Source organism: Alkalicoccobacillus plakortidis (assembly GCF_023703085.1).
In the GTDB taxonomy this organism is placed as follows: domain Bacteria; phylum Bacillota; class Bacilli; order Bacillales; family Bacillaceae_D; genus Alkalicoccobacillus; species Alkalicoccobacillus plakortidis.
Window position 1 is genome coordinate 1,768,906 of record NZ_JAMQJY010000001.1, and the last position, 12,892, is coordinate 1,781,797.

General features: G+C 38.0%; 12 protein-coding genes. All 12 read right to left on the minus strand.

Annotation, left to right across the window (positions count from 1 at the left end; translation table 11 throughout):
* Window positions 1-3 precede the first annotated feature (3 nt).
* The 12 genes from NDM98_RS09525 to NDM98_RS09580 all read right to left on the minus strand — a co-directional run bounded on the left by NDM98_RS09525 (window position 4) and on the right by NDM98_RS09580 (window position 12,888).
* Window positions 4-438 carry a pyroglutamyl-peptidase I family protein gene (locus tag NDM98_RS09525; protein ID WP_373370369.1) on the minus strand — a complete coding sequence of 145 codons (435 nt, stop codon included), beginning with the start codon at window positions 436-438 and terminating at the stop codon, window positions 4-6.
* Window positions 439-592: 154 nt separating this feature from the next.
* Complete coding sequence (gene opp4C / locus NDM98_RS09530; RefSeq protein WP_251606792.1) at window positions 593-1,504, minus strand: oligopeptide ABC transporter permease; 912 nt, start codon at window positions 1,502-1,504, stop codon at window positions 593-595.
* 11 nt (window positions 1,505-1,515) lie between these two features.
* Entirely contained in the window at window positions 1,516-2,481 is a 966-nt protein-coding gene (locus NDM98_RS09535; RefSeq protein ID WP_251606795.1) for an ABC transporter permease, read from the minus strand.
* Window positions 2,482-2,548: 67 nt separating this feature from the next.
* The gene (locus NDM98_RS09540; protein ID WP_251606798.1) at window positions 2,549-4,333 is read right to left on the minus strand and encodes a peptide-binding protein; all 1,785 of its coding nucleotides are present in this window, start codon (window positions 4,331-4,333) and stop codon (window positions 2,549-2,551) included.
* A gap of 94 nt (window positions 4,334-4,427) precedes the next feature.
* Window positions 4,428-5,435: an ABC transporter ATP-binding protein gene (locus tag NDM98_RS09545; RefSeq protein ID WP_251606801.1), complete on the minus strand. Its 1,008-nt coding sequence runs from the start codon at window positions 5,433-5,435 to the stop codon at window positions 4,428-4,430.
* On the minus strand, window positions 5,432-6,421 hold the full coding sequence (locus NDM98_RS09550; RefSeq protein ID WP_251606804.1) for an ABC transporter ATP-binding protein: 990 nt from the start codon (window positions 6,419-6,421) through the stop codon (window positions 5,432-5,434). The genes NDM98_RS09545 and NDM98_RS09550 overlap by 4 nt, the downstream gene beginning before the upstream one ends.
* 22 nt (window positions 6,422-6,443) lie before the next feature.
* Entirely contained in the window at window positions 6,444-6,899 is a 456-nt protein-coding gene (locus NDM98_RS09555) for an Lrp/AsnC family transcriptional regulator (RefSeq protein ID WP_251606807.1), read from the minus strand.
* Window positions 6,900-7,324: 425 nt separating this feature from the next.
* Window positions 7,325-9,046 carry an oligopeptide ABC transporter substrate-binding protein gene (locus NDM98_RS09560; protein WP_307728764.1) on the minus strand — a complete coding sequence of 574 codons (1,722 nt, stop codon included), beginning with the start codon at window positions 9,044-9,046 and terminating at the stop codon, window positions 7,325-7,327.
* Window positions 9,047-9,063: 17 nt separating this feature from the next.
* Window positions 9,064-9,957 carry an ABC transporter permease gene (locus NDM98_RS09565; protein ID WP_251606810.1) on the minus strand — a complete coding sequence of 298 codons (894 nt, stop codon included), beginning with the start codon at window positions 9,955-9,957 and terminating at the stop codon, window positions 9,064-9,066.
* 22 nt (window positions 9,958-9,979) lie between these two features.
* Complete coding sequence (gene opp4B, locus NDM98_RS09570; protein ID WP_251606813.1) at window positions 9,980-10,945, minus strand: oligopeptide ABC transporter permease; 966 nt, start codon at window positions 10,943-10,945, stop codon at window positions 9,980-9,982.
* A 1-nt stretch (window position 10,946) separates the two neighbouring features.
* Complete coding sequence (locus NDM98_RS09575) at window positions 10,947-11,882, minus strand: ABC transporter ATP-binding protein (protein WP_251606816.1); 936 nt, start codon at window positions 11,880-11,882, stop codon at window positions 10,947-10,949.
* Window positions 11,863-12,888 (minus strand): ABC transporter ATP-binding protein, encoded by a 1,026-nt coding sequence (locus NDM98_RS09580; RefSeq protein WP_285803904.1) that lies wholly within the window; start codon window positions 12,886-12,888, stop codon window positions 11,863-11,865. The genes NDM98_RS09575 and NDM98_RS09580 overlap by 20 nt, the downstream gene beginning before the upstream one ends.
* Between the last annotated feature and the right edge of the window lie 4 nt (window positions 12,889-12,892).

Sequence of the window (12,892 nt, forward strand, 5' to 3'; positions counted from 1 at the left end):
ACTTTATTGCATAGATATGTTCCAAGCTGTATTTGAAATACTTGCAGGAATATTCTGCTCGTGTAATGTTTCTACAAAGCTTTGGATAGGAAGAGTAGAGAAATAACAAGCCGGTCCATTCTCTAAAATAGACTCATCTTGAAGCTTCACCCCTTTATTATCAGCAGCTCCCCCTTGAATATTAATGGCAATCCGTTCCGGTGTAATATTAGACCTACCTGCAGCAAGCCCTAACATAATTACTGCGTCAGGATTTACTTCTTTCTCCGCTTCCATAAGTACAACTGTTGATTCGTCAAATGCCACAGGAAGAACTTTTCCAATAACTGTGAACTCACCAATTGTTTCTCCATTTAATTGCTTCACTATTTTTTCTGTAGGATTTGATGCATGATCTAAAAAAGGTTCAAATCCTGTAAGTAGTAGAGTTTTCATCATTAAATCGTACCTTTCTGACAATTTGTATGTTTATGTAATAATATGAGTATGCTTTATTCTACGATTGTTTTTATAGAAAAAGCAAGAACGTTTTAGTTTGCTCCACACAAACTAAAACCGCGGAAGGATAAGCTTCTCGCGGTTTTAGTACATTCTATGATTTACTATCAAATGCATCACGTAATCCGTCTCCAATAAAGTTAATGGCTAGTACCACTAATAGTATGCTTAAACCAGGTGGAAGCCATGTTTCAGGGTTGTTACGTAACACTCGGATACTTTGAGCTTCTGATAACATATTTCCCCAAGTAGGCGTAGGCTGAGGAATCCCTGCCCCAATAAAACTCAACCCTGATTCAATAATAATCATAATGGCCATCATAATCGTTGCATTAACAATGATTGGACCCACTGCATTGGGAATAAAATGTTTACGAATAATACGGAAATCAGAACAGCCAATGCTTCTTGCACTCATTATAAAATCTTTCTCTCTAATAGAAAGGAACGTACCTCGTAATACCCTCGCAATATTTGGCCAGTTTGTTAATGCCATAACGAGAATAAAGATCGTAATATTCATTCGTTCAAGAATGGACACAACTGTTAAGACCATTAAAAGAAACGGGAAGATTAGAATTAAATCTGTTAATCTCATAATTAATCCGTCTACCCATTTGCCATAATAACCAGCAATTGCTCCAAGAGTTCCTCCAACGATAACGGTTGAAAGCATTGAGAAAAAACCAATCATTAATGAAATACGTGCACCATAAACAAGTCTTGAAAAATTATCACGTCCTGAACCATCTGTTCCAAGAATATGCTCTGCACTTGATCGTTGCTCAATATTTAATAAATCCGCCCGGGTTGGATCATGAGTAGCAATCACATCAGCAAAAATAGCTACGATCACCATTAAGATCATGATGATAACTCCAACAATGGCAAGCTTATTTTTGAAAAAGCGTCGAACAGCTAATTGCAATGGACTAAGGCTTTTTTCTTCGTCAGGCACTTTATTACCGACAATGACGTCCGGTTGTCTGGAAAGCTCAGGCTCCATGATTATTCACCTCAATCATAACGAATTCGTGGATCAGCCACTGCATACAAGATGTCAGCAAGCAGATTTCCTAAAAGAGTAGTCATGGCAAGAATTAAGTTGATTCCCATAATAACCGGATAATCACGGTTGGATATTGAACCAACAAATAATGTACCTAACCCTGGATAATTAAAGACGGTTTCTACTAATACTGCACCACTTAATAGTGTGCCAAACTCTAATCCTAGTAATGTAATAATTGGGATTAGGGCGTTTCGTAGCGTATGCTTATACAATACCGATCGGTTGCCTAAACCTTTTGCTCTTGCCGTTCGAATAAAATCACTTCCACGCAGCTCAAGCATTTCAGTCCGCATGTAACGCATATAAATCGCTGTACTCGCAAGCCCCAATGTAAAGCCTGGTAGAATCATATGTTTTAACTTGCTTCCAATATAATCTAAACCAGTTAAATTTGGTGCAGATATTGAGCCCTGTGAAGGTAACCATCCTAAGCCAAATGAAAAAATATAGATTCCAAGCAAGGCTGCAAAAAAATTGGGGATAGCCAGTCCAATAAATGCAAACGTTGTAGCAGAATAATCCGCAATTGAATATGGTTTTCTACTTGAATAAATTCCTATAGGGATTGAAATAACTAACGTGATAATTAAAGAGAATATAGATAAATTTAATGTATTTTCAAGCCGACCTCCAATTAAATCAGAGACAGATCGTCCTGTATGATGCATGGACATGCCAAGATCACCTGTTACCGCTCGTTTTGCCCAATTATAATATTGAATATGTATAGGATCATTCAAACCAAGTGCTTCTCGGCGTTCCTCAAGAACCTCTCTTGGAATATTCGGATCTAAATTTTCTCCACTTAATGCATCACCTGGCGCTAAGTACGCCATGAAAAATACAACGATACTTGCCAAAATTACCATTGGAATAAACTGAAGTAATCTACGGATGATATACTTTGTCACTTTGTTCACCTCTCTTATAATGAGAAGACGTATGGTCTAAAGCCATACGTCCTCCTGTACTGGTGTACTACTCAGTCCACTGCCATAAGTGAGTGTCATTTTTAAACGTAAACGGTTTAATAGTTACACCTGTCAGTTTACTATTCCAAGCATGAATTTCATTTTCTGAGTAAACCGGAAGTACTGGAAGCTCATCAACAAAATTCTGTGCCCATTCAACATATTTCTCTTGGCGGTACTCTTGTTCAAATGCGAATTCTGGATTCACTGCATCATCTAATAATTGATCAGAAGCTTCATTTACCCATCTTGGGTAGTTGTACGGAGCAGTTGATTTGTATAGTGATGATGGATCTGGGTCACCAGAATCTAATGACCAACCAGCCAAATACAAGTCCACATCTGTGTTGTTTTTCTCTACCAATTCAAAATGAGCTGGCGCTTCACGAGGAGTTTTAAGTTCTACTTTCAGACCAACTGCCTCTAGATCTTGTTGAATAATTGGTGCCATTTTTTCACGTGTTTCATTTCCTACAGGGTAATCAAGATTTAGTACAAGCTCGTTACCATCTGGATCTTCACGGAAGCCGTCATCATTAGCATCAACGTAACCTGCTGCTTCTAGAACTTCTTCTGCTTTTTCTGGACTATATTCATACCCTTCAATTACATCAGGATTGTACGCCCATGAAGCTTCAGGGAATGGAGCGTCAAGAACGATTCCTCGACCACCAAGTAAACCATTTCCTGCTTCAGGATCTCCAACAATACCTGAACGGTTAAAGGCATAAGCAATTGCTTGTCTTAATTCTTTATTATCAAGCTTTTCATTTACTTCCCATGTGCTTGGATCACTTAGTGATTCATCTGGTCCGTGATGAAGCTTGAAGCCCATGTATTGATAGCCAAGTTGAGGCTGCTCAAACAATTCAATACCTTCTAATTCATCAATCGTTGCAGCGTCTTGTGGTGCAACGTCACGAGGGATATAGTCAAGCTCTCCGTTTTCAAGCATACCAGCTGCTACAGATTGCCCAACAATCTTCCATGTGATTGTGTCAAGATGGGGAGCTCCTCCATAATAGTCTTCATTAGCTTCAAGAATGTATTGCTCACCTTCCATGTATTCTTTTAATTTAAATGCACCCGTACCAATAACTGATCCTGCATCACGAGATTCAGCTACTTCTGGGATTTCAGCAACTGGAATATCAGCAAATACATGTTCAGGAATGATCGCTAGCGCTGTATCCGATAGAGCTTTAACACTTGCTTCTTTGAACTTAAAGGTAACCGTGTAATCATCTACCTTTTCAATTCCTTCAAACTCATCTGAATCACCGGAGCTGTACTCCTCGTAACCAACTAAACTATTAACATAATCAACACGAACACCACCAGCTGTAACATAATCAGGGTCAGCAAGGCTTGTAAATGTAAAGACAACATCATCAGCTGTAAAGTCTTCGCCATCATGCCATTTAACATCTTGACGAAGCTTGTACGTTAGTTCAGTATTGTCATCATTAAAATCCCAATCTTCAGCTAATTGGGGGATAAAAGTGAATTCCTCATCTTGGCTAACTAAACCTTCATGTGTAATATCTAGAATGTGTGCATCGTATAGGGCTGTATAAAAAATAGGATTAAATAAGTTCTCTGGAGGAGAGAACATCGCAAGGTTTACGTTGCCACCTTCTACTGGACCACCGCTTGGTTCTTCAGTATCTCCACCGTCTGACGTTCCGCCACCTGAATCAGAAGGACTATCTACCGTATCGCCAGAGCAAGCTCCTAGCACCAGTCCTAATGAAAGTGCACCACTTAATAAATACCAATGTTTGTTTTTCATCAAATCCCCCTCACATCTTTTTCATTATTTTTTTAACACATGTTGCGTCTTTAAGATCGGTCCCCCTACCTCACCTCCTTAAAGCAGGACCATTTCACTCAGCTTTTGCCGCTGCAGCTTCTGTTGTATACAAATGACACGCTGTCATTTGCCCTTCCCCTTGTTGCGTTAAAATTGGCCGTTCAACCTTACAACGATCATGTACATGTGGACATCTTGTGTGAAACGCACATCCTTTAGGTGGATTAGCCGGACTTGGCAGTTCTCCTGTGAGGGCTACTTTTTCACGTTTAATCGTTACATCTGTTGATGGCACTGCTGAAATTAATGCTTGTGTATATGGATGCAGTGGCTTCTTGTACAAAATGTCTTTATCCGCAATCTCAACAATTCTTCCAAGGTACATTACTGCCACTCGATCGCTAATGTGTTTTACAACACTTAAATCATGTGCGATAAACATATACGTTAGATCAAATTCCTTTTGAAGATCCTGCATCAAGTTGAGTACTTGTGATTGAACAGAAACATCAAGTGCGGAGACTGGTTCATCCCCTATAATAAATTCAGGGTTTGTACTAAGAGCTCTCGCTATGCCGATACGCTGTCGTTGTCCTCCTGAAAATTCATGAGGGTATTTAGAATACGCTTCTCGTGGCAACCCTACTTTCTCTAACAGTTCGAATGCCTTTTCTTTTCGTCCTTCTTTACTTGAAATGGTTTTATGTACAAGCAAAGGCTCCTCTAACAATTCTCCAATACTCATTCGTGGGTTTAGTGATGCATAAGGATCTTGGAACACCATTTGCATATCTCTTCGCAATTTACGAACTTCGGAGTTTTTAATCTTGGCAAAATTCTGTTCATTAAAAATAATTTCACCTTCTGTTGCATCGATAAGCTTTAATACCATTCTGCCTAAAGTCGATTTTCCTGAGCCGGATTCACCCACTATACCAAGCGTTTCACCCTTATATATGGTAAAACTAACATCATCAACCGCTTTTACATCTCCTACTTTTCGCTGTAAGACACCCTTATTTATTGGGAAATATTTTTTAAGACCTTTCACTTCCACCAATGGAACTTTTTTATCTGTCATACACTCACCGCCTCTTCCTTATACAACACACATCGAACAGCTCGAGTGTCATCTACTTGAAGAAGATTAGGCATCTCAGCTGTGCATTCATCTGTCGCATGTGGGCATCGAGGTGCAAATCGACATCCTACTGGAAAACGGTGTGCAGCAGGTACAACTCCCGGGATCGCATCCAAACGTTCTTTTTGTTCATCATCAATCTTCGGCATGCTATTAAGTAGACCTACTGTATACGGATGTTTTGGATTTGTGAACAGTTCGTACGCAGTAGCCTGTTCAACAACTTGGCCTGCATACATGACCAATACCCGATCAGCCATCTCAGCCACAACTCCTAGATCATGTGTAATTAGAAGAATAGAAGATTGAAACTCTTTTTTGACTTTAAGCATTAAGTCAAGAATTTGCTGTTGAATTGTCACGTCTAAAGCTGTTGTTGGCTCATCTGCGATTAGAAGCTTTGGATTACAGGCCATTGCAATGGCAATCATAACCCGTTGTCTCATCCCACCAGACAACTGATGTGGAAACTCCTTGACCATTTCTTCAGCACGACCAAAACCAACTAATTTTAATAATCGAACCGTTTCGTTTTTCGCTTCTTTTTTTGAAATTTTTTTATGTTTAATTAAGGTCTCAGCTATTTGATTTCCAATTGTAAATACCGGGTTTAAAGAAGTCATGGGTTCTTGAAAGATCATCGACATCTCATTGCCTCTTATTTGATCTAGCTTTTTATCAGAGAGTCCAATTAACTCCTTACCACTAAGTTTAACGGAGCCTTGAATGTTAGCCGGTGGTGAGAATAGCAACCCCATAATTGAAAGGGACGTTACACTTTTTCCACTTCCCGACTCTCCTACTACTGCAAGAGTCTCTCCTTTATTCACTTGAAAACTTACATCATCAACAGCCTTAACCGTTCTAGTTTTGTTAACTTCAAAGTAGGTCTTTAAATGACTGACCTCAAGAAGTGGCTCTGACATTCTGTCCCCTCCTCACATATATTCATTCATTTGTAATATATGAAAACGAATCCTTATACTGTTTTAATTCAATACTTAAATCTGAGGTTATAATTCCATCGATAGATGCTAGTTGTTTATTAACAAACGTAATAAGATCATTTTTATTCTTAAAATAGGCTTGAACAATTAAATCATACTGACCTGAAAACGCAGCTACAAATCTGACTTCTGATAACTGACTTAATACATCAGCAACCTGATCTTGACATCCAAGCTGTGTCTGAATCCAGATAATGACTTGAACCTCCAGTCCTAGACTGGCAGGGTCCATATGTATAATAAATTGAAAATACTTATTTTTCAGCATTTTTTTAACCCTTGTTCTTACAGTTCCTTCACTAATTTGCAAATTGGATGCAATTTTAGTAAAGGCTGATTTACCATCCATTTGCAAGTGCATTAATATCGCTCGATCAAGCGCATCAATTTTATCCATATAACCTCCTACCAGTTAAATTCTTTAACTATTTAACATATTCTTGAATAGTTTTCTAAATTATAATAGATTCTCACACAGTACGCAATATTCTTTTTATTTAAATAGTGATTTTATAGTAAATTTTCTGACAAAGATTGTCGAATAGTTATAATTCGTATCAAAATCGCGATAGAATACGATTTTGTGACGTTTTTTAGTTAGGAATACGAATCTTTATAAGGGTCAGTTAATCAAAAAATATGAGAAGTTTTACTGAAATATCAAAAAAGAGCCTGGAAAATATCCAGACTCTTTCGATTAGGTTACATTAGTTAGCTGTTTCAGGGCTATCTGCTGTAACAGCAAGTTCATTTAGATAAACTTCAGTACCAGATGCTCTGAATGGAGCAAAGTTTACAACACGGTTGTTAACTGCTGTTAACTCAGAACGATAAAGTGTAGGGAATGCCTGGAATTTGCTCTACCATATATTCCTGCCACTCTTTATAGATTTCTTGTCTTTTTGTTACATCAAGAGCTTCCGTAGAAACACCTTGTGCTAGTAACTCATCGTTTTTGTCATCAGTCCAACGAGTATAGTTGTAAGCAGCACTACTTCCCCATAGACCAGTTGGGTCAACATCAGAACCTACACCCCAAGCTCCTTGATATACATCAATGGCTTGATCAGCAGCTTCTAAACGATCATAAAAAGTATTGAATTCTTGTAGACGACCATCTAGTAATTCAACGTTAATTCCTACAGCTTTCCAAGCTTGAATGTAGTAGTTAGCGATTGGTTCAGCAGTATCTCCACCACTCATAGAAGCAAAGTTTAGCGTTAATTCATCACCATTTGGATCTTCACGCATACCATCATCATTGACATCTACATAACCAGCATCATCAAGGATTTTATTAGCCATATCCTGGTCATAAGAGTATCCTTCAATTGTTTCATCATGATAATCAGGATGTGAAGGTGGAATTAGGGTCGTACCTGCCCATCTTAAACCATCATAAAACTGGTTAGCTACAGTTGCATTGTCTACTGCATACGCCATTGCTTTACGGAGGTTAATATCAGAAATCTGTTTGTCTTCATCAAATACGTTTTTATTATCTTCCCATGTTCCCATTTGGAAACCAATGTATGTGTATGCTAAATCAGTAATACCTAAAAATTCTACATTAGTTAGAGTTTCATAATTATCTTTATATTGATCAGTTGGATATACCGCGATATCTACGTCGCCATTTTCTAGTGATTGAGTGATTGTCTGAGGATTTACTATAGACAATACTACTTCATCTAAGTTTGGCTCTCCACGCCAGTAGTCTTCATTTTTCTTATAAACAACAGCTTCTCCTGGAGTGATTGAATCCACTTTAAATGCACCAAATCCAATTGGATTTTGACGTACTTCTGGAGAAGATTCCATATCTGCTACAGGAATGTCTTCAAAGATGTGTTTAGGCATTGGATATGCCCAAATTCCACTAGCAAGTAGGGAAGGATTTGCTTCAGTAAACGTAATTTCTAACGTTTTATCATCAATGATATTTAATCCAGAAATATCTTCTGCATCACCAGCACGGAATTCATTAAATCCTTGTACATTCGATGCTTCTGTGAAACGAGTAGCAGGATAGTCTTCATCTCCTAGTACTTCAAATGCAAAAACCCAGTCTTCAGCTGTAACAGGCTCACCATCGTGCCAGTTTACATTGTCACCTATTGTGAATGTGAAGACATCACCATCGTCATTTATTTCAAATGTCGCTGCACCATCTTGCGTGTAGGTAAAGTTCTCATCAACAGCTAACAAGCTCTCATCAAACCACTGAAGTACCTGAGCATCAAACGTACCTTGGTAGAAGTTGTAGTTTAACGTTCCTTCAAATGGGCTGTCATTAACTAATGCTACGTTAATAGACCCACCATCTAGAATATCATCTCCATTTTCACCTTTGACAACTTCAAAATCATCAATAGAGAACATTGGCTCCTCTTCTTCAGAACCTCCGTCAGCCGTTCCTCCTCCATTTTCAGAAGAACCTCCATCTGAATCTGAACCACCACTGCACGCAGCAAGTGCTAAGACTAACGCTGTTGTTGAAGCAAGTAAAACCGTCTTTTTCTTCGTACGATCAAACTTTTTCATATTATGACTCCTCCTTTTTAACCTCTTCTTTGTTTTGCGTCAGTCGCCCGCTTCAGCGCTTGTCCGACATTATTTATACACAGCATCAAAATAAAGATTAGTAATGATGCAGGTAACCAGATCCATGGTCTTAGCTCTAAAACTTGAGGGTTTCGTGCATACCCAACTAATGTCCCCAAGCTTGGGGTTGATTCAGGAAAACCAAATCCCAAGAAAGATAAACTAGCTTCAATTCCTATATTTGCCGCAAGATTTAAAGTCATCGTAACGATAATGAGCGACATAATATTGGGAAGCAAATGCCCAAATAAAATTTTAAAATGAGACGAACCTAATGTTCTTGCCGCATGGACATATTCCAGTGACGCTTCCTGCATAACTTTCGCCCGTATAATTCTCGCAATTCCCATCCATAAAAAGATAGCCATAATTAATGAAAATGTAGGAACGTTATATTTTGGAACCATTGTTACAAACACTATAATTAACATGATAGTAGGCAAAGATTGGAAAAAGTCTAAAATTCTCATTAAAGTATTATCTACTAAATTTCCAAAATATCCCGCTAACAATCCTACTAAAATTCCAGTGACTCCACTTATAAGAGTTACTAAAATTCCAACCGATAATGAATTACGAGTACCGATTATAAGTTGCCCAAAAATATCTCTACCACCATAATCAGTGCCTAACCAAAACTGCGCTGATGGTGGTTCATACATTGCAAATAAGTCAACTGTAACAATTTGATCTTTATCAAGAAATAAGGATACACCATATACAGCAAGTGCTATTAAAGCCACAAGTAAAAATGAGAAAAACGCTATTTTATCGCGGAGAATTTCCCGCCATATTATACGGATACCAGAAGGGGTTTTTTCTTCCGTTTCCGTTGCAACACTTTTAGCCAAAACGATTCACCCCTGCTCAAAATTATTTAATTCTAATTCTTGGATCGACAATACTCATTATAATATCCGATATTAATCCACCTATGATAAAGGCAAATCCAAATAATAGAACAATAGCCGTTACCACACTAAAATCCCTTGTATTAATCGACTGAACAAATAGCTGTCCCATTCCCGGATACGTAAATATTGATTCAACAAAAATCGATCCAGATATCAGCAAGGTAATTTCGTAGCCAAAAAGCGCTGCAATTGGCATTAATGAGTTTCTAAAAATATGGTTATTGTATAATCTTTTCTCTGAGACCCCTTTAGATCTAGCTAACCTGACAAAATCCTTTTGTTTTGTATCAATAATCTCACTACGCAGGTATTGCACCGTTCCGGTAATCCCAATCAAAGCAATTGAGAATGATGGTAAAATTAAATGATAGATTTTACTAACAAAATAATCCCATGTTCCTGGTACTAAACCAGGGGCAACACTCCCACCAGTTGGGAACCATCTAAGCATGAATCCAAATACTAACAACATGATTAAAGCAAAGATAAATAGCGGCGTTGCAAAACCAATATACGTATAGCCTGTAATTAGACGATCACGTAACGTATCATGATATTTCCCACTCCAAATGCCTAAAGGAATACCCATTAGATAGATTAAGATTGTCGAGAATAAAGATAACCAAATGGTATTCCAAATTCTAGACTGGATTAGATCTGTAACTGGTACTTTTTGTCTAAAAGAAGTACCCAAATCACCTTGTAGGGCACTTAAGATCCAATCCTTATATTGGATATACCATGGATTATCAATTCCTAATCTTTCCCTTAAAGCCTGTATAGCCTCTGCAGAAAGATCTGGATCCCCTATTAATCCTGTTAATGCATCTCCTGGCATCGCCTTAGCCATTAAAAACACTAGTATGGATAAGAGAAACAGCTGTGGGATCGCAATAAACAAACGTCTGATAATAAATTTCCACATATTAATTTACCTTTACAGGCAATGCAGCTAGATGTGTATCAGAGATGCGCTGCAAATCAAAAACCTGTCCTTCTTCATCAAAATAATCATTAAAGGAATTAGCATATTGTTCTGAGACTTCTTTACGAAATGCGTCTCGTTCGTCTCGATTATCAGGATCAATATCCGGAATAGCAGATAGTAACCTTTTAGTATAGATGTGCTGAGGGTTATTAAAAATATCATCACTTGTTCCCTCTTCGACAAATCTACCTTTGTACATAATCCCGATTCGATCACAAATATGGCGAATGATTCCTAAATCATGACTAATAAATAAATACGTTAAGTTTAATTCTTGTTGAATTTCCTGTAGAAAATTCAATACTTGAGCCTGAACCGAAACATCTAGTGCAGAAACTGGTTCATCAGCAATAATTAGTTTAGGCTTTAGTGCAATCGCACGAGCAATACCAATTCGTTGCCTTTGCCCACCGGAAAATTCATGAGGGTACTTATAGATACTCTCTGGATTTAATCCTACTTTTTCTAATAGCTCTTTAACTGCTTGTTTCTCTTCAACCCTAGATAGGTTTTCGAAATTACGAAGAGGTTCGGCAATAATATCTATTACTCTCTTTTTTGGATTTAACGAAGAGTATGGATCCTGAAAGATCATTTGAATATCTTTACGAAAATCAAATCCACCTTTTAGCCCTTTGGTAATGTCTTTACCATCAAAGAAAACTTGTCCATCTGTAATTTGATTTAATCCTATAACAGCACGACCTGATGTTGTTTTCCCTGAACCGGACTCTCCTACCAAACCATAGGTCTGACCAGGTTCCAAGTCAAAGGAAACTCCATTTACCGCTTTTACATGTCCTACTGTACGATTTAATATCCCTGCTTTAATAGGGAAATGCACATTAAGATCTTTAACTTCCAGTAACGCCATTGCCAACTGCCTCCTCAACCTTATCAGGGAATTCAAAATGCTTATAACAAGAACATCTTACAAAGTGCCCTGGCGAGATTTCATGTAATTCAGGATGCTCATCATGAGCAGATTCAGAAACCCACGGAATCCTTGGAGCAAATCGGCAACCTGTTCGTGGAAGCTTTTGCAAAGAAGGAACCATTCCTTGAATAACATGTAGTTTGGTTTTAGCTTCGTGACCATGGGGTACTGAGTTTAATAAAGAGCGTGTGTATGGATGCTTAGCGTTTTTAAACAATTCCCTAACTGGAGCAATTTCAACAATTTGCCCTGCATACATAACTGCAACACGGTCAGCCATTTCAGCAACCACTCCAAGATCATGAGTGATTAAAATGACGCCGCTATTTGTTTCATTTTTCAATTTTTTTATTAATGAAAGAATTTGCGCTTGAATGGTCACATCCAATGCTGTTGTTGGTTCATCTGCAATTAAAAATTCAGGATCACACGCAATAGCAATCGCAATAACAATACGCTGTCTCATTCCACCTGATAGTTCATGAGGAAACTGATCATACACGTATTCCGGACGCGGTATACCTACTTGGTTAATTAAATCAAGAACTTTTGCTTTTCTTTCTTTTTTCCCAAGTTTGGTATGCAAATAAAGCATCTCGCTAATTTGCTCACCAACTACCTTTAATGGATTCAGTGCAGTCAAAGGATCCTGAAAGATCATCCCGATTTCTTCACCGCGTAACTTGTTCATTTGCTTTTCTGAAAGGGCGGCGATGTTTTCACCCTTATAATTAATTTCACCATCTATTTTAGAATTCAATTTGTCATGAAGTCCCATAATTGAAAACGCAAGTGCACTTTTGCCTGAACCGGATTCCCCAACAATTCCTAAGATTTCGTTCTTATTTACACTTAGTGACACATCATCCACAGCCGCATAGTATTGATCATTAATTCGGAAAGAGGTTGATAGATTTTTAATGTTTAATAACCCTTTATCCAAGTAA